Here is a 16,084-nt window from a genome sequence, read left to right as displayed (position 1 = left end):
TTGCTCGCGAAGGGGTGCAAAGCGGCCCCAATGCATTTTCACCCCCAAACAAGGCCCGAACGGCGCTACACTCTGCACCCCGACCGATACGGCCAACACGAGGCTCCTGCATGCAGTATCGCGACTTGCGCGACTTCATCCGTGGCCTGGAACAGCGCGGCGAGCTCAAGCGCATCCAGGTACCGATCTCCCCCGTCCTGGAAATGACCGAGGTCTGCGACCGCACCCTGCGCGCCAAGGGCCCGGCATTGCTGTTCGAAAAGCCCACCGGCTTCGACATCCCCGTGCTGGGCAACCTGTTCGGTACTCCGGAGCGGGTGGCCATGGGCATGGGCGCCGAGTCGGTCAGCGAACTGCGGGAAATCGGCAAGCTGCTGGCCTTCCTCAAGGAGCCCGAGCCGCCCAAGGGCCTGAAGGACGCCTGGTCGAAGCTGCCGATCTTCAAGAAGGTCGTGTCGATGGCGCCAAAAGTGGTCAAGGACGCGGTGTGCCAGGAAGTGGTGGTCGAGGGTGACGATGTCGACCTTGGCACGCTGCCGATTCAGCACTGCTGGCCTGGCGACGTGGCGCCGCTGATTACCTGGGGCCTCACCGTGACCCGTGGCCCGAACAAGGACCGCCAGAACCTGGGCATCTATCGCCAGCAGGTGATCGGCCGCAACAAGGTGATCATGCGCTGGCTCAGCCACCGTGGCGGCGCCCTCGACTACCGAGAGTGGTGCGAGAAGAACCCCGGCCAGCCGTTTCCGGTCGCCGTGGCGCTGGGCGCTGACCCGGCGACCATTCTCGGCGCCGTGACCCCGGTACCGGACACTCTTTCTGAGTACGCCTTCGCCGGCCTGCTGCGAGGCAATCGCACCGAGCTGGTCAAGTGCCGTGGCAGCAACCTGCAGGTACCGGCAACCGCCGAGATCATTCTGGAAGGGGTGATCCACCCGGGCGAAATGGCCCCGGAAGGCCCGTACGGCGATCACACGGGCTACTACAACGAAGTGGACAGTTTCCCGGTGTTCACCGTCGAGCGCATCACCCACCGGCAAAAACCGATCTACCACAGCACCTACACCGGCCGGCCGCCAGATGAGCCGGCCATTCTCGGCGTGGCATTGAACGAAGTTTTCGTGCCGATCCTGCAGAAGCAGTTCCCGGAAATCACCGACTTCTACCTGCCGCCGGAAGGCTGCTCGTACCGCATGGCGGTGGTGACCATGAAGAAACAGTACCCAGGCCACGCCAAGCGCGTAATGCTGGGTGTGTGGTCGTTCCTGCGACAGTTCATGTACACCAAGTTCGTTATTGTCACCGATGACGATATCAACGCTCGTGACTGGAACGATGTGATCTGGGCCATTACCACGCGCATGGACCCCAAGCGTGATACGGTAATGATTGACAATACCCCGATCGACTACCTGGACTTTGCGTCACCGGTGTCGGGGCGTGGGTTCGAAGATGGGCCTGGACGCTACTCACAAGTGGCCGGGCGAGACTACACGCGAATGGGGCCGGGTCATCGTCAAGGATGAGGCCGTCACCCGCCGTATCGATGAGCTGTGGGATCAGTTGGGAATAGATTGATGCAGGTAACGTTGCAGCCGTCCGGGGCGGTGCTGGCGCTTGAACCCGGGGAAAGGATCCTGGATGGAGCACGGCGGCTGGGCTATGACTGCCCAAACAGCTGCCGCAATGGCAATTGCCATGTTTGCGCCGCGTTGTTGGTTGAAGGACGGGTTCGCCAGGATGGCGAAGTCCGCGACCATGGTGAGTTGTTCACCTGCATTGCCGAACCGCTGGAGGACTGCGTGTTGCTCTGGGACGGTGTGCTTGCCTTGGGCGAGCTGCCAGTGCGCAAGCTGGCGTGCAGCGTCAGTGAGTGCGTCGACGTCGGCGGCGACGTCTGGCGGGTGCGCCTGCGTGCGCCTGCCGGTAAACCTCTGCGTTATCACGCGGGGCAATACCTGATGATCGAACGTGAGGGCGGCAAGCAGGCAGCTTTCTCGCTGGCGTCCGCGCCACATGCCGGGCGTGAACTGGAGCTGCATGTGCTGGCGCGTGAGCCCAGTGCGGTGCAACTGATCGACCAGCTGAGGCGAGATGGCCTGGCGCGCATTGAAATGCCGTTTGGCGACACCCACCTGGCCGAGCTGCCTGACGGGCCGCTGGTGCTGATTGCCGCTGGCACCGGCATGGGCCAGATGCACAGCCTGGTCGAGCACTGCCGGGCTCAGGGCTTCAAGCACCCGGTACACCTGTACTGGGGGGTGCGCCGGCCGGAGGATTTCTATCAGATCGAGCACTGGGACGAATGGCAGCGTCTGCCTAACCTGTTCCTGCATCAAGTGGTCAGCGACCTGTGTGGCTGGGAAGGCCGCTGCGGCATGCTGCATGAAGCGGTCTGCGACGACATTGCCGACCTCAATAGCGTGCATGTGTATGCCAGCGGCTCACCGAACATGATCTATGCCACGCTCGACGCCTTGGTCGAAGCCGGTATGGATGCGCACCGCATGCGTGCTGATGTGTTTGCCTACGCGCCGCGCGGTTAATAACCGAAGTTTGAAAGTGTCGGTATAAGGCGGTAATTGTTACCGCCTTGGCCAATAACTTTCACCGCTGCTGAAACAGTACTTCCCAGTCGTCGGAGCCGTGTATGAAACGCGTGCTCAAGGGCTTGAGTATTCCTGCAATTCTGGCCTATGGTTACTGCAAGCGCCCTTGGTAAAGCGGCCTGGGGCCGCAGCGTAATCGAATCTCGCTACATCCGTAGTTCACAGGAATAATGGCGGCAGCTTATGTCGGCACTTGAAAGTATGTCTTGGGAAGTTTCATACCCTCCGGCACTTGATTTCGGTCAGCAACATACTCGCGAACAGTTGTTCAGCTCCATGAAAACAACCATGTCCAGGCATCAGGGTGGGCCGGTGTGGCTGTTTGCCTATGGTTCGTTGATCTGGCGCCCGGAGTGCAATTCGGTGGAGCGCCAGCGCGCGCGGGTACATGGTTATCACCGTGGCTTGTACCTGTGGTCGCATGAACATCGCGGTACCCCGGAAACGCCCGGGCTGGTGTTTGGCCTGGACCGCGGTGGCTCCTGCAGCGGCTTTGCCTACCGGCTGGATGAACGCAACCTGGACGACTCACTGATGGCCCTGTGGCAACGCGAGATGCCCTATCCGGCATACCGGCCGCACTGGCTCAACTGTCGCCTGGGCGATGGTAGCAAGGTGCAGGCCTTGGGCTTTGTACTGGAGCGGCATCTGCCGTGCTATGCCGGTAACTTGCCGGATACCTTGCTCAGCCAGATCCTGGCCAGTGCCAAGGGGCGTTATGGCACCACGCGTGACTATGTCGAGCAGACCTTGAATGCACTGCGCAGTCACCAGATGCCCGATCGCAACCTGGAAGCGCGATTCAGGCGTTGCCACAATCTGCGCGAAGTGTGAGCAACCTGTTCCGGCCTCTTCGCGGGTAATCCCTGTAGGCGCGGGTTTACCCGCGAATACGGTGGTGGCGACAACGGTGAACGGCGGGTGGAATTGGCCGGCAGGCCCGGCCCTTTCGCGGGTAAACCCGCTCCTACAGGCGACCGCGAAGAGGCCGGTACTGCCTTACCTGGCCAGCACCACCAACTTACCCACAGCCTGCCGTTGCCCCAGCTTCTCGATAGCAGCCCCGGCTTCTGCCAGTGGATAAGTCTGCGACACCAGCGGCTTCAACTTGCCCTCGGCATGCCAGGCAAATAGCTGGTGGAAGTTGGCCGCGTTGTCCTCCGGCTGGCGCTGGGCAAATGCCCCCCAGAACACGCCCAGTACCGCCGCGCCCTTGAGCAGCACCAGGTTGGCCGCCAGCTGTGGAATGCTGCCACTGGCAAAACCCACCACCAGCAGCCTGCCATTCCAGGCCAACCCGCGCACCGCTTGTTCGAACAGCTCGCCACCGACCGGGTCATAGATCACGTCCACGCCCTGGCCACCGGTCAGGCGTTTAATTTCTTCGCGCAGGTTGGCCTGGCTGTAGTCGATCAGCTCATCCGCCCCGGCAGCCTTGGCCACGGCCAGTTTCTCGGCACTGCTGGCCGCCGCGATCACCCGCGCGCCCATGGCCTTGCCGATCTCCACCGCCGCCAGGCCCACCCCGCCGGAAGCGCCCAGTACCAGCAGGGTCTCGCCGGCTTGCAACTGGCCACGCTGGCGCAGAGCGTGCATCGAGGTACCGTAGGTCATGCCGAAGGCCGCAGCGGTGGTGAAGTCCATGCTCGCCGGGATCGGCAGAACGTTATAGAACGGCACCGCCACTTGCTCGGCGAACGCACCCCAGCCGGTGAGCGCCATGACCCGGTCGCCGACCTTGAACGCGCCGGCCTTTTCGCCGACGGCGGCCACCACGCCTGCTGCCTCGCCACCTGGAGAGAACGGCAGCGGTGGCTGGAACTGGTACTTGCCTTCGATGATCAAGGTGTCGGGGAAGTTGACCCCGGCAGCCTGCACGTCCAGCAGGATCTCGTTCTTCTTCGGCAGTGGGCTGGCCACCTCTTCCAGCACCAGGTTGCGCGCCGGACCCAGGGTTTTGCACAACACAGCTTTCATCGGGGCTATTCCTTTGCGGGTAGTGGCCGATAAGTGTAGGAGGGCCGCTTGGCAGGTCAACGAGCATGGCCCGCCCTGATGGGCCGGCATAAGCCCGGGCTTGGGTTTGAGCGGTGTGCTGGGTAAGCTGGCGCCAACTGTATTGAGGAGCGAATTCGTGAAAGCGTGGATCTTGATGGTGCTGGCGCTGCTGCCGGCTGCGGCCATGGCCGAGGAAGCCAAGGAAGGGGTGCCCAAGGTCGCCTACATCAGTCTGAGCCCGCCCTTCGTTGGCAACTATGCGCTCGACGGCAGCCCGCGGCTGCGCGTGTACAAGGCTGACGTGGCCCTGCGCGTGACGGGCGACGAAGCGGCCAAGACGGTAAAGCACCACGAACCGCTGATCCGTAACCAGCTGGTGGCACTGTTCACCCAGCAGACGGTGGACAGCATGAGCAACGTCGAGGCCAAGGAGCATCTTCGCCAAGAGGCGCTGAAACAGGTGCAGCAGGTGCTGGAGGCGGAAGAGGGTAAGCCGATCGTTGAAGACTTGCTGTTCAACAACCTGATCGTGCAATAACCGCTGATAGTTGCCAGTCCGGCCCCGTGGGGATTGCGCAGGCCCTCGTCCTTGCTCAGGACGTCAGGGTACGGCGGAACCGCGCGAGGGCCACGCTGAAGAACACCAGGCCGATCAGGCCCAGCGCCAGGATATCCGGCCATACCACCGCCCACCCGGCATCCCGGAACAGGATTGCGGCACTCAGGCTGACAAAGTGCGTTGAGGGTGACCCTTGCATCACCCACTGCAGCCACTGCGGCATGCTGTCCAGAGGTGTGCTGCCGCCGGACAGCAACAGCATCGGGATGATCACCGGGATCGCCAGCAGGCCGAACTGCGGCGTCGAGCGCGCCAGGGTGGCGAGGAAAATGCCCAGCGATGTACTGGCGAACAGGTACAGCGCGGTCACGGCCAGGAACAGCCCCATCGAGCCAGACAGCGGCACGCCCAGTGCACCTTTGACGACTACCACCAAAGAAATCCAGGTGCAGATCACTACCACCAGCGCGTTGCTGCCGATCTTGGCCAGCATGATCTCCAGCGCGGTCAACGGCAGCACCAGCAGGTGGTCGAGGGTACCATGCTCACGCTCGCGCAGCAGCGCGGTCCCGGTGAGGATGATCGCCAGGATGGTGATGTTGTTGACGATCTGGATCACGGCCAGAAACCAGCCCCCCTCCAGGTTGGGGTTGAACAGCGCCTTGGGGTTGATCAGCACCGGGCTTTGCTCGTTACCACGCTGGCTGTAGTCGAGCAGCTCGCGCTCGAAGATGCGGCCGATGTAGCCGGCGCCCATGAACGCTTGGCTCATGGCTGTAGCATCGACGTTGATCTGCAGCTCCGGCGAGCGCCCGGCCAGCAGGTCGCTCTGGAAGTTCACCGGTATGTTGATGACGAAGGTGTACTGGCCGCTGTCCATGGCCTGGTCCAGGCGCTGCGGAGGCAGCGGCACGGCTGGCTGGAACTCGGGCGGTTGCAGGGCTTCGCTGAGCTTGCGCGAGAGCAGGCTATGGTCTTCATCCACCACCGCCACGCTGGCGTTGTGTACGCCGATCACCGAGCCGGCTGCCGGCATGTAGATCGCCACGCTGAAGGCATATAGCAGGAACAGCAGCAGGACGCTGTCATGGCGCAGGCTGGTCAGTTCTTTCAGGCCCAGGCGCAGGGTGTGGTTCAGGCGCGACATGTCAGGCCTCCTGCTTTTTCAGCATTGCCAGGCTCAGGCCGGTGAATGCGGCAAAGAAGCTCAGCAGGATCAGGCACTGCGGCCACAACTCGCGCAGGCCTAAGGCCTTGGTGAAGGTGCCGACTGCGATGTCGAGGAAGTAGCCCGCCGGGAACAACTGGCCCATCACCGCTGCCGCGCCGTCCAGCGACGAGCGTGGCACGATCAGCCCGGAAAACTGGATGGTCGGCAGGCTGGTAATGATCATGGTGCCAAGAATGGCGGCGATCTGGGTGCGGGTGAATGCCGAAATCAGCAGGCCCAGGCTGGTGGTTGCCAGCAGGTAGGCCACGCCGCCACATGCCAAAGCCAGTACGCTGCCCTTGAGCGGTACGGCGAACAGCCAGCGGTTCATCGCCACCAGCAGCGCCAGGTTGACCAGGCTCACAGCCAGGTAGGGCATCTGCTTGCCAAGCAGGAATTCCAGGCGGGTGAGGGGTGTGGCGTAGAAGTTGGTGATGGAGCCGAGCTCCTTCTCGCGCACGATGCCCAGTGCCGTGAGCATGGCCGGAATGAAGGCTAGTATCAGTGCCATCACGCCCGGGCCGATGGCGTTCACGCTGACCACATCCTGGTTGTAGCGGAAACGCGTTTCCAGGCGCACCAGCTCCTGGCGCGGCTGCGGTCGTGGGCTGGCCTTTGCCAGTTGCTCCAGGTTGGCCTGGTGCACGGCTTCCACGTAGTTGCGGCTGGTTTCTGCGCGGAACGGCATGCCACCGTCGAGCCAGGCAGCCACCACCGGCTGGCGTCCTGCGTACAGGTCGCGGCCAAAGCCTGGCGGAATCTCCAGTGCCAGTTTGATTTCCGAGCGTTGCAGGCGCTGGTGCAGCTCGCTGCTGTCGCGGATCGGTGCCTGTTCGGCAAAGTAGCGTGAGCCACGGAAGGCTTCGAGGTAGGCACGACTTTGCGGGCTCTGGTCCTGATCGTGCACGGCAAAGGCGAGGTTTTCCACATCCAGTGAAATGCCGTAGCCGAAGATCACCATCATGAACACTGCACCCAGTAAGGCGAAGGCCAGGCGCACCTTGTCGCGCAGCAGCTCCTTGCCCTCACGGCCGGCCACTGCCAGCAGGCGGCGCAGGCTGAAGCCCTGGCGCAGCGGTAGGGTGGGGGTGGACGCCTGTTCCAGCACGCTGCTGTCGGTGGCGGCTGGCGCCAGTTCCTGGGCCTGTTCCAGGCAGCGGACGAACGCGTCTTCCAGCGTGTCGCCCTGGTACTGGTGCTGCAGGGCATCGGGCGTGTCGCAGGCCAGCACCCGCCCGGCGTGCATCAGCGAAATACGATCGCAGCGCTGGGCCTCGTTCATGAAGTGGGTGGAGAGGAAAATGGTCACGCCCTGCTCGCGGGACAGCTCTACCAGCAGGCGCCAGAAGTCGTCGCGGGCGGCCGGGTCGACGCCGGAGGTCGGTTCGTCGAGGATCAAGACTTCCGGGCGATGCAGAACCGCCACTGCCAGCGACAGGCGCTGGCGCAAACCAAGGGGCAGGGCGCCAGACGGTTGGTCGGCGATAGCGGCGAGGTCGAAGCGCGCGATCAGCTCATCGATGCGCTGGGCGCTCTCGGCTTTGGGCAAGTCGAACAGGCGGGCATGCAGGGCCAGGTTCTGCCGGGTGCTGAGCTCGCCATACAGAGAGAAACTCTGCGACATGAAGCCGACCCGCTTGCGTGTGGCCAGGTCGCTGGCGTCCACCGAGCGACCCAGCAGGCTGGCGCTGCCCTCGCTGGCCGGCATCAGGCCGGTAAGCACTTTCATGGTGGTGGTCTTGCCGCAACCGTTGGAACCCAGGAAGCCGAAGATCTCCCCGCGGCCAATGGCGAAACTGACCTTGTTCACCGCTGTGAAGTCGCCAAAGCGCAGGGTCAGGTCATGTGCCTCGATGGCGACCGGGCCGTCCGTGGCTTGGCGCGGCGGGATTGCCAGTGGTTGATGCTGCGCCTTGCCCGCGCCCTGGTAATGGGTAAAGGCGTCATCCAGTTTGCCGCTTGGGGTGACTGCAGCCAGTTCGTGGCTAGGGCCGGCGGCCAGCAGCCGGCCGCCATCGAGCATCAGGCAATGCTCGAACTGTTCGGCTTCTTCCATGTAGGCGGTAGCCACCAGCAGGGTCAGTTGCGGGCGTTGTGCGCGAACCTGTTCAACCAGCTCCCAGAAGCGCCGCCGCGACAGTGGGTCGACGCCGGTGGTCGGCTCGTCCAGGATAAGCAGGTCTGGCTCGTGGATCAGCGCGCAGCAAAGGCCCAGCTTCTGCTTCATGCCACCCGACAGCTTGCCGGCCGGGCGCTGGGCAAAGCGCTGCAGGTCGGTGGCCTGCAACAGATTGGCCATGCGCTGCTCACTCTCGCGGCGGCCCAGCCCGAACAGGGTGGCGAAAAAACGGATGTTCTCGCTGATCGACAGTTCCGGGTACAGGTTGTTGCCCAGCCCCTGCGGCATGAACGCCACTTTGGGGTAGAGCGCCGTGCGATGGCGGCGTTGGCGGATCGAGCCGCCCAGCACCTGCAGCTCTCCCTGCTGTAGGCGTTTCACGCCGGCGATCAGCCCCAGCAGGGTCGATTTGCCAGCCCCGTCAGGGCCGATCAGCGCGCATCGGGTACCCACAGGAAGGCTGAAGCCTAGTGGGTGGAGGGCTATCAGGTCGCCGTAACGGTGGCTGATGCCTTCGGCCAGCAGCGCCGGGGCGTTCATTGCAGGTTGGCCGGCCAGTCCACCTCAGCCGTGCGTACATAGCCGGCGCCTGGCATGCCTGGTTTGGCTTGCGGTACGGCGCCCGGGTCGCTCAGGCGCAGTTTGACCCGGAACACCAGCTTTTGCCGTTCGTCGCGGGTTTCCACCTGTTTGGGGGTGAACTGGGCCTTGGCTGCGACAAAGGCCACCTTGGCCGGCAGCGCGCGCTCGGGCAGGGCGTCGAGCACGATGCGCGCCTGGTCGCCTACGGTCAGCCGGCCGCTGGTGGACGCCGGCAGGTACAGGTTCATGTACTGGTCGCTGGGGTCGATCAGCATCAGCACACGGCCGCCGGCACCCAGCACTTCACCTGGTTCGGCCAGGCGCAGCTGGATGATGCCGTTGATGGGCGCACGCAGGCTGCTGTCGTCGATTTCGCTGGTGAGCTGCGCCACTTGGGCTTCGGCGGCGCCAATGGCGGCCTTGATCGCTGCCAGTTGGGCGCGGGCAGCGACTACTGCTGCGTTGGCCGTGTCAAAGCGCGCCTGCTGTTGGTCGAGCAACTGCTGGCTGGCGAACTTGCGCTGGAAGATTTCGCGTACGCGCTTGAGCTCCTGGCTGGCCAACAGCAGTTCACTCTGGCGCAGTTGCACGGTGGCCTGTGCGGCGGCGTAGTTTTCCCGGGCGCGCAGCACTTCGGCTTCGGCCTGGCTGCGCTGGGCTTCCATGGTGCGTGTGTCGATGCGTGCCAGTAGCTGGCCACGGGTCACGTTGTCGCCTTCATCGACCAGTACTTCGGCCAGGCGACCGGGGATCTTGCTGGCGATCTGCACTTCGGTGGCTTCAAGGCGGCCGTTGCCCATGCTCAGGCCTTCGGGCAACTGGTCGTGGAGCGACTTCCAGTACCCCAGCCCGCCGGCTGCAGCGAGCAGTGCGATCAGTGCAGTGGCGAAGATTCTAGGGGCGTATCGGTTCATCGTTCTGCATCCTTGCGGTCATGCACGGTACATCATGCCTGGCGGCCATGTGTGGCGTGTTGATATCGGTCAAGCCCTTGACCTTAGCTGCGCATTCAGCGCAACGCGACAATCACCGCCCATTGCTCGGGCGTTACCGGCATGACCGACAGGCGGCTGCCTTTTTGCACCAGCGGCAACTCGACCAGACCGGCCTGCTGTTTCAGCCGCCCCAGTTCCAGCACCCTTGGGAAGGTTTGTACGTGGGCCACATCCACCGCGCTCCACGGGTTCTTGTCGGTCGTGGCCTTGGCATCGTGATAATGGCTTTCCGGGTCCAGCGCGGTCGGGTCGGGGTAGGCCGCGCGGGTGATTCTGGCAATGCCGGCGATGCCGGGTTGCGGGCAGCTGGAGTGGTAGAAGAAGAATTCGTCACCCACGCTCATGGCCCGCAAAAAATTACGCGCCTGATAGTTACGCACGCCGTCCCAGCGTGCTTCGCCCAAGCGTGCGAGGGCTTCGATGGAGAGCTCGTCGGGCTCGGATTTCATCAGCCAATAAGCCATGGATGCTGTTCCTGAAAAGGTTTGAAATAACCTGTTGCACGAAACCGACAGCCGGTTGGCGTCAAGGTTTGCGTGCGGACGCATGTTGTCGGAAAATGCGCCCCGTTTAAAGCGCGTGCGCCGGCGGTACCCAGAATATCGCCGAGTACTGAACAGTTTGCCTGGGGGGCAATCTTCGATGAATCAACGTAAAAAGCCGGATCTGCTGTGGATCCTGGTGTTCATTTTTGGCCTGGGTGTGGTCACTACCGGTTATGCGCAAGGGTTCTGGGAGCGCAAGCTGGACAACGCCTATCAGATGCCGGTCGACGCCAGCCAGCCACAACGTTGATACCCCCCGCTGGCGCCGCTCAACGTGGCGCCAGGTACCAGCCACGGTCCGAGACCGTGCCCTGCAGCGGAACATCCCAACTGGCCTGCGCCAGCCGCTCGACCTTCTGGCATTCATGCGCCAGCCCCAGCAGCAACGGTTTTTTCCAGGTTTGCCGACGCGCCTGGTAGGCCAGGCTGCGATCATAGAAGCCACCGCCCATACCCAAGCGGCCGCCCACTTCGTCAAAACCGACCAGCGGTAGCAGAATCAGATCCAGCGCCCAGATTGGCCGCTGGCGTTTGCGATCGATAATCGGCTCTGGAATACGAAAGCGGTTGGGCTTGAGCTTCTCACCCTGCTCAAAACGCTGGAACACCATGCGCGTGCGCGGCCAGGCATGCAGCACCGGCAGGTAGATGCACTTGCCGCGACGCTGGGCTTCGCGCATCAGCAGGCGAGGGTCGATTTCACCGTCGTTGGGCAGGTACAGGGCAATGTGGCGGGCGCGGCGGAACAAGGGGTGTTGCGCCAGCTGGCGGTACAGGCCGAGGGTGGCCTGGCGTTGCTGGGCAGGGGTAAGGGCGCGGCGGGCATTGCGAAGCAGGCGACGTAGCTGGGGGCGGGTGAGCGGCACGTTTTCGGTCATGGCACGGGCAATCCCAGATGTGCTGGCTTTGTACGAACAGTGCCTGCGCGGTGAATCGTCGTACAAAGCTTGAAAAAAGTCGGCCAAAACGAATTGCCCGCCTTGGGGGCGGGCAAGAAAATTCAGGCTCCCCGATAAGACCGCTATCGGTGTAGCCCTTGAACCCGAAAGTTCAAGGTGGAGATTGCAGGGGGCGTTAAGGCTTTCCGTCGGGCGGACATGCACACCGGCCCCAGCGTGCAACCCCCGTGGTTGTGCGTATCGGCTCAGGGACATAACCGACTGGCGCATCCCCCAGGGAGTGGCGCCAGTATACCAATCTCAGCCGATTTTGGTATCCGTGTCGTCGGACAAAGCCTTATCTACCCGATCCAGCAGGTCGCGGACCTGTTCGCGGTTCGTGCCGCTGACCGGCGCATCGTTGCGGTCTTCCTGGCGGTGCAGCATTTCGTGGGTAATGTTCAACGCCGCCATCACCGCGATGCGGTCGGCACCGATCACCTTGCCGCTGCTGCGGATCTCGCGCATCTTGCCGTCCAGGTAGCGCGCAGCGCTGACCAGGTTGTTGCGCTCTTCCGGCGGGCAGATGATCGAGTATTCCTTGTCGAGGATCTGCACGGTGACGCTATTGCTTGAACTCATGAGTCTTGCTCCAGAGCCTTGAGGCGTAAAATCATCGACTCGACTTTGCGCTTGGCGATCTCGTTCTTTTCGATGAGGTGGGCGCGCTCTTCGCGCCAGGATTTTTCCTGAGCTACTAGGAGTGCATTTTGCCGTTTTAGTTGCTCGACGCGTTCGATCAGCAACTCGAATCGGCTCATCAGTGCCTGCAGGTCGTTCTCTTGCGTGGGTTGCACTCGATTCGCTCCGTCGTTGACTCACCTGGCGATGATGCCTCTCCCTGGGCGGCAACGGCCAGTGCCGATGGTCTTGGCGCGCCTGCCGGTGCTAGGATACAAGGTCTTCATTCTAGACATTGCGCCGTCTGGCGCCTAGCTGCCCATGCCCAATACTCAATCGCCCTACAACGCTTTCGCCATGCTGCTCTCGAGCAATGGCCATCCTGTCACCCCGGCCGAACTGCACGGCCTGCTGATTGGCCGCAGCTGCGCCGGCGCCGGCTTCGATGCCGATGCCTGGTTGGCCGATGCCGCCCAACTGCTGGAAATCGAGCCTGGTGACAGTGTCCGCAATGCCTTGGTCGGCTTGCAGGAAATGGTCAAGGGCGAGCTGACCAGCGACGACATGGCGATCGTCCTGCTGCTGCCTTCCGATGATGCTGCACTGAGCGATCGCGCCACCGCTCTGGGCCAGTGGTGCCAAGGCTTCGTGACCGGTTTCGGCCTGAACGCTGGCGGTAAGGACTTGTCCGATGAGGCCAAGGAAGTGCTGCAGGACCTGGTGGCCATTTCGCAGGTCCAGGAAGCGCTCGAAGAGTCCGAAGACGGCGAGAGCGACTACATGGAAGTCATGGAATACCTGCGTGTGGCGCCCCTGCTGCTGTTCTCCGAACTGGCCAAGCCGGCCGCACCCGCACCCAAGCCCTCGCTGCACTGATCAACCAGGGGTAGTCTGCCCATGAGCCACATTCCCAAGGCCGAGTATGCCCGTCGGCGCAAGGCGCTGATGGCGCAGATGGTCCCCAACAGCATCGCCATTCTGCCCGCCGCTGCGGTTGCCATCCGCAACCGCGACGTCGAGCACGTGTACCGCCAGGACAGCGACTTCCAGTACCTCAGCGGCTTCCCGGAGCCCGAGGCGGTGATTGCTTTGATTCCAGGGCGCGAGCATGGCGAGTACGTGCTGTTCTGCCGTGAACGCAACCCCGAGCGCGAGCTGTGGGACGGCCTGCGGGCCGGCCAGGAAGGGGCGGTGCGCGATTTCGGCGCTGACGATGCTTTCCCCATCACGGATATCGACGAGATCCTGCCTGGCCTGATCGAAGGCCGCGAGCGGGTCTACAGCGCCATGGGCAGCAACCCGGAGTTCGACCGCCGGCTGATGGACTGGATCAACGTGATCCGCTCCAAGGCACGCCTGGGCGCCCAGCCACCGAACGAGTTCGTTGCGCTGGATCATCTGCTGCATGATATGCGCCTGTATAAATCGGCGGCGGAAGTGAAGGTGATGCGTGCTGCTGCAGACATTTCTGCGCGGGCCCATGTGCGGGCCATGCAGGCCTGCCGCGCCGGGCTGCACGAGTACAGCCTGGAAGCCGAGCTGGACTACGAATTCCGCAAGGGCGGGGCGAAGATGCCGGCCTACGGCTCGATCGTTGCGGCCGGGCGCAATGGCTGCATCCTGCACTATCAACAGAACGATGCGCCGCTCAAGGATGGCGACCTGGTGCTGATCGACGCCGGCTGCGAAATCGACTGCTATGCCAGCGACATCACCCGCACCTTCCCGGTCAGTGGGCGGTTTTCACCCGAGCAGAAGGCCATCTACGAGCTGGTGCTCAAGGCTCAGGCGGCGGCGTTTGCCGAAATAGCCCCTGGCAAACACTGGAACCACGCCCATGAGGCGACCGTGCGGGTCATCACCGCGGGCCTGGTGGAGCTGGGTTTGCTCGAAGGTGATGTGCAGGCGCTGATCGACAGCGAAGCCTATCGCGCCTTCTACATGCACCGCGCCGGGCACTGGCTGGGCATGGATGTGCACGACGTGGGCGAGTACAAGGTGGGCGGCGAGTGGCGGGTACTGGAACCCGGCATGGCGCTGACCGTGGAGCCGGGTATCTACATTGGCGCCGACAATCAGGCCGTGGCCAAAAAGTGGCGCGGCATTGGGGTAAGGATCGAGGACGACGTGGTAGTGACCAGGCAAGGTTGTGAAATCCTGACTTCGGGCGTGCCGCGTACGGTCGCCGAGATCGAGGCGCTGATGCAGGCTGCCCGCAAGGCCGTGGCATGAGCCGGGTAAACCTGGCGATCATCGGCGGTGGCCTGGTTGGCGCAAGCCTGGCGTTGGCCCTGCAGGCCGGCGCCAAGGCGCGCGGCTGGAAGATCCTTCTGATCGAGCCGTTCGCCCCCGGCGACAGCTACCAGCCCAGCTACGATGCGCGCTCGTCGGCCTTGTCCTTCGGCACCCAGCAGATTTATCAGCAACTGGGCCTGTGGCAGGCCATCGGCCGCCGCGCCGAGCCTATTCGCCAGATTCACGTGTCCGACCGTGGTCGCTTTGGCGCCACCCGCCTGGATGCCCTGGAAGAGGGCGTGCCGGCGCTGGGTTATGTGGTGGAAAACGCCTGGCTCGGCCAGTGCCTGTGGCAAGGGCTGGACAGCGAGGTGGTGAGCTGGCGCTGCCCGGCCGAAGTGACCTCGATGCAGGCCATCGAACGCGGTTACCGCCTGCTGCTGAACGACGACACCCAGCTGGAATGTGATCTGGCGGTACTGGCCGATGGTGGCCGCTCTGGCCTGCGCGAGCAGTTGGGTATCCATGTGCGCCACACGCCGTACCAGCAGAGCGCGTTGATCGCCAACATCACCCCGGGTGAGGCCCACGGCGGCCAGGCTTTCGAACGCTTCACCGAAGAGGGCCCCATGGCCTTGCTGCCGTTGCCGGAAAACCGCTGCGCACTGGTGTGGACCCGTCAGGGCATGGATGCGCGACGCCTGGCCGACATCGACGAGCGCAGCTTCCTGCGCGAACTGCAGGGTGTGTTCGGGTACCGCCTGGGCGCGCTGCGGCAGGTAGGCGCACGGCACCTCTATCCGCTGTCCTTGATCGAGGCCCAGGAGCAGGTGCGGCCGCACCTGGTGGTGCTGGGTAACGCAGCACACAGCCTGCACCCCATCGCGGGCCAGGGTTTCAATCTGTCGTTGCGTGACGTGCAGGCCCTGGCCGAGGCGCTGCTGGCGGGGCCACAGCAGCCTGGCGACCTGACCACGCTGCAGGCCTATCATCAGCGCCAGCGCCTGGACCAGGCGATGACCATCGGCTTCTCTGACCAGGTCACCCGCCTGTTTGGCAGCAATCAGCCGTTGCTGGCTGCCGGGCGCAACCTTGGCCTGCTTGGGCTCGACCTGCTGCCACCGGCAAAAAGCTGGTTCGCCCGCCAGGCCATGGGCCTGGGCACCCGCCCTGATCCGCGGGGCCAGGCATGAGCAACCCGCGTAAACTGGCGCGCCGGGCGCGCATGCTGCGCTGGATGCTGAACCTCTACCCACCGTACCTGGGTGCCGGTATTCGTGTGCAGCACATCAGCCCGGACCTGCGTAGCGTCAAGGTGGCGATGAAACTGACTCGCTGGAACCGCAATTACGTCGGTACCCAGTTCGGTGGCAGCCTGTATGCCATGGTCGATCCGTTCTACATGCTGCTGTTGATCGAGCAGCTGGGGCGTGACTACATCGTCTGGGACAAGGCCGCCAGCATCGATTTCATCTCGCCGGGCAAAGGCCCGGTGTATGCCGAATTCCACGTCGATGATGCGCTGCTGGACGAAATCCGCCAGCAGGCCGCCACCGGCAAGAAATGCCTGCCGCGTTTGCAGGTCGATATCCGCGATGGCGCCGGCGAGTTGGTGGCGCGGGTCGATAAAACCCTATACGTGCGGCTCAAGCCGCAAGCGAGGCTGGCGTAAG

General features: G+C 63.5%; 16 protein-coding genes, 1 other RNA gene and 1 pseudogene. 9 read left to right on the top strand and 9 right to left on the bottom strand.

Annotated elements, in window-relative coordinates:
- The first annotated feature begins 110 nt into the window (after positions 1 to 110).
- The 3 genes and pseudogenes from ubiD to ACZ889_RS03035 all read left to right on the top strand — a co-directional run bounded on the left by ubiD (position 111) and on the right by ACZ889_RS03035 (position 3,443).
- Positions 111 to 1,578 (top strand): annotated as a pseudogene (gene ubiD, locus ACZ889_RS03045) (4-hydroxy-3-polyprenylbenzoate decarboxylase).
- Entirely contained in the window at positions 1,578 to 2,546 is a 969-nt protein-coding gene (locus ACZ889_RS03040) for a CDP-6-deoxy-delta-3,4-glucoseen reductase (RefSeq protein WP_003253665.1), read from the top strand. The pseudogene ubiD and the gene ACZ889_RS03040 overlap by 1 nt, the downstream one beginning before the upstream one ends.
- Before the next feature lie 246 nt (positions 2,547 to 2,792).
- Entirely contained in the window at positions 2,793 to 3,443 is a 651-nt protein-coding gene (locus ACZ889_RS03035) for a gamma-glutamylcyclotransferase (protein WP_012054059.1), read from the top strand.
- Positions 3,444 to 3,608: 165 nt separating this feature from the next.
- Here ACZ889_RS03035 and ACZ889_RS03030 read toward each other — a convergent pair whose 3' ends face one another.
- Complete coding sequence (locus ACZ889_RS03030; RefSeq protein ID WP_012054058.1) at positions 3,609 to 4,586, bottom strand: NADPH:quinone oxidoreductase family protein; 978 nt, start codon at positions 4,584 to 4,586, stop codon at positions 3,609 to 3,611.
- A 157-nt stretch (positions 4,587 to 4,743) separates the two neighbouring features.
- Between ACZ889_RS03030 and ACZ889_RS03025 the strand changes: the two genes are divergently transcribed.
- Positions 4,744 to 5,145: a flagellar basal body-associated protein FliL gene (locus tag ACZ889_RS03025; RefSeq protein ID WP_180689100.1), complete on the top strand. Its 402-nt coding sequence runs from the start codon at positions 4,744 to 4,746 to the stop codon at positions 5,143 to 5,145.
- A 55-nt stretch (positions 5,146 to 5,200) separates the two neighbouring features.
- On the opposite strand, the gene ACZ889_RS03020 is transcribed toward ACZ889_RS03025, so the two are convergent.
- From ACZ889_RS03020 to ACZ889_RS03005, 4 genes are all read right to left on the bottom strand, one after another.
- Positions 5,201 to 6,313 (bottom strand): ABC transporter permease, encoded by a 1,113-nt coding sequence (locus ACZ889_RS03020; RefSeq protein ID WP_014754797.1) that lies wholly within the window; start codon positions 6,311 to 6,313, stop codon positions 5,201 to 5,203.
- A 1-nt stretch (position 6,314) separates the two neighbouring features.
- Positions 6,315 to 9,035, bottom strand: coding sequence for a ribosome-associated ATPase/putative transporter RbbA (rbbA, locus tag ACZ889_RS03015; protein WP_476257169.1), 2,721 nt, complete (start codon positions 9,033 to 9,035; stop codon positions 6,315 to 6,317).
- A complete protein-coding gene (locus ACZ889_RS03010) occupies positions 9,032 to 9,991 on the bottom strand; it encodes an HlyD family secretion protein (protein ID WP_003253678.1) in 960 nt (319 codons plus the stop codon). The genes rbbA and ACZ889_RS03010 overlap by 4 nt, the downstream gene beginning before the upstream one ends.
- Positions 9,992 to 10,086: 95 nt before the next feature.
- Complete coding sequence (locus ACZ889_RS03005; protein WP_010955729.1) at positions 10,087 to 10,536, bottom strand: EVE domain-containing protein; 450 nt, start codon at positions 10,534 to 10,536, stop codon at positions 10,087 to 10,089.
- A 178-nt stretch (positions 10,537 to 10,714) separates the two neighbouring features.
- Here ACZ889_RS03005 and ACZ889_RS03000 point away from each other — a divergent pair, with 178 nt between their 5' ends.
- Positions 10,715 to 10,867, top strand: coding sequence for a hypothetical protein (locus ACZ889_RS03000; protein WP_003253683.1), 153 nt, complete (start codon positions 10,715 to 10,717; stop codon positions 10,865 to 10,867).
- 19 nt (positions 10,868 to 10,886) lie between these two features.
- Here the strand turns inward: ACZ889_RS03000 and ACZ889_RS02995 are convergent, their stop codons facing one another.
- The 4 genes from ACZ889_RS02995 to ACZ889_RS02980 all read right to left on the bottom strand — a co-directional run bounded on the left by ACZ889_RS02995 (position 10,887) and on the right by ACZ889_RS02980 (position 12,316).
- On the bottom strand, positions 10,887 to 11,495 hold the full coding sequence (locus ACZ889_RS02995) for a 5-formyltetrahydrofolate cyclo-ligase (RefSeq protein WP_010955727.1): 609 nt from the start codon (positions 11,493 to 11,495) through the stop codon (positions 10,887 to 10,889).
- A gap of 124 nt (positions 11,496 to 11,619) precedes the next feature.
- Positions 11,620 to 11,799, bottom strand: a non-coding RNA gene (gene ssrS / locus ACZ889_RS02990) — 6S RNA.
- Between the two features lie 17 nt (positions 11,800 to 11,816).
- Positions 11,817 to 12,137, bottom strand: coding sequence for a cell division protein ZapA (locus ACZ889_RS02985; protein WP_003253687.1), 321 nt, complete (start codon positions 12,135 to 12,137; stop codon positions 11,817 to 11,819).
- Positions 12,134 to 12,316, bottom strand: a complete 183-nt coding sequence (locus ACZ889_RS02980) for a TIGR02449 family protein (RefSeq protein ID WP_029886233.1) — start codon at positions 12,314 to 12,316, stop codon at positions 12,134 to 12,136. Before ACZ889_RS02980 ends, ACZ889_RS02985 begins: the two co-directional genes overlap by 4 nt.
- Before the next feature lie 181 nt (positions 12,317 to 12,497).
- Here ACZ889_RS02980 and ACZ889_RS02975 point away from each other — a divergent pair, with 181 nt between their 5' ends.
- From ACZ889_RS02975 to ACZ889_RS02960, 4 genes are read left to right on the top strand one after another with little or no spacing between them, the layout of a single operon-like run.
- Positions 12,498 to 13,052, top strand: a complete 555-nt coding sequence (locus ACZ889_RS02975) for a YecA/YgfB family protein (protein WP_014592797.1) — start codon at positions 12,498 to 12,500, stop codon at positions 13,050 to 13,052.
- A 21-nt stretch (positions 13,053 to 13,073) separates the two neighbouring features.
- Positions 13,074 to 14,408, top strand: coding sequence for a Xaa-Pro aminopeptidase (pepP, locus tag ACZ889_RS02970; protein ID WP_003253692.1), 1,335 nt, complete (start codon positions 13,074 to 13,076; stop codon positions 14,406 to 14,408).
- Complete coding sequence (gene ubiH, locus ACZ889_RS02965) at positions 14,405 to 15,604, top strand: 2-octaprenyl-6-methoxyphenyl hydroxylase (RefSeq protein ID WP_476257168.1); 1,200 nt, start codon at positions 14,405 to 14,407, stop codon at positions 15,602 to 15,604. Before pepP ends, ubiH begins: the two co-directional genes overlap by 4 nt.
- On the top strand, positions 15,601 to 16,083 hold the full coding sequence (locus ACZ889_RS02960; RefSeq protein WP_129931907.1) for a DUF4442 domain-containing protein: 483 nt from the start codon (positions 15,601 to 15,603) through the stop codon (positions 16,081 to 16,083). Before ubiH ends, ACZ889_RS02960 begins: the two co-directional genes overlap by 4 nt.
- The last annotated feature ends 1 nt before the right edge of the window (position 16,084 follow it).

It is taken from the genome of Pseudomonas sp. TE3895, from assembly GCF_056278855.1.
This window is presented reverse-complemented; position numbering and strand designations above follow the sequence as displayed.

Excerpts from the sequence above, each read along its gene's own strand:
- ACZ889_RS03040 (WP_003253665.1), top strand. The coding sequence starts at position 1,578 with ATGCAGGTAACGTTGCAGCCGTCCGGGGCGGTGCTGGCGCTTGAACCC.
- ACZ889_RS03035 (WP_012054059.1), top strand. The coding sequence starts at position 2,793 with ATGTCGGCACTTGAAAGTATGTCTTGGGAAGTTTCATACCCTCCGGCA.
- ACZ889_RS03030 (WP_012054058.1), bottom strand. The coding sequence starts at position 4,586 with ATGAAAGCTGTGTTGTGCAAAACCCTGGGTCCGGCGCGCAACCTGGTG.
- ACZ889_RS03020 (WP_014754797.1), bottom strand. The coding sequence starts at position 6,313 with ATGTCGCGCCTGAACCACACCCTGCGCCTGGGCCTGAAAGAACTGACC.
- rbbA (WP_476257169.1), bottom strand. The coding sequence starts at position 9,035 with ATGAACGCCCCGGCGCTGCTGGCCGAAGGCATCAGCCACCGTTACGGC.
- ACZ889_RS03010 (WP_003253678.1), bottom strand. The coding sequence starts at position 9,991 with ATGAACCGATACGCCCCTAGAATCTTCGCCACTGCACTGATCGCACTG.
- ACZ889_RS03005 (WP_010955729.1), bottom strand. The coding sequence starts at position 10,536 with ATGGCTTATTGGCTGATGAAATCCGAGCCCGACGAGCTCTCCATCGAA.
- ACZ889_RS03000 (WP_003253683.1), top strand. The coding sequence starts at position 10,715 with ATGAATCAACGTAAAAAGCCGGATCTGCTGTGGATCCTGGTGTTCATT.
- ACZ889_RS02995 (WP_010955727.1), bottom strand. The coding sequence starts at position 11,495 with ATGACCGAAAACGTGCCGCTCACCCGCCCCCAGCTACGTCGCCTGCTT.
- ACZ889_RS02985 (WP_003253687.1), bottom strand. The coding sequence starts at position 12,137 with ATGAGTTCAAGCAATAGCGTCACCGTGCAGATCCTCGACAAGGAATAC.
- ACZ889_RS02980 (WP_029886233.1), bottom strand. The coding sequence starts at position 12,316 with ATGAGCCGATTCGAGTTGCTGATCGAACGCGTCGAGCAACTAAAACGG.
- ACZ889_RS02975 (WP_014592797.1), top strand. The coding sequence starts at position 12,498 with ATGCCCAATACTCAATCGCCCTACAACGCTTTCGCCATGCTGCTCTCG.
- pepP (WP_003253692.1), top strand. The coding sequence starts at position 13,074 with ATGAGCCACATTCCCAAGGCCGAGTATGCCCGTCGGCGCAAGGCGCTG.
- ubiH (WP_476257168.1), top strand. The coding sequence starts at position 14,405 with ATGAGCCGGGTAAACCTGGCGATCATCGGCGGTGGCCTGGTTGGCGCA.
- ACZ889_RS02960 (WP_129931907.1), top strand. The coding sequence starts at position 15,601 with ATGAGCAACCCGCGTAAACTGGCGCGCCGGGCGCGCATGCTGCGCTGG.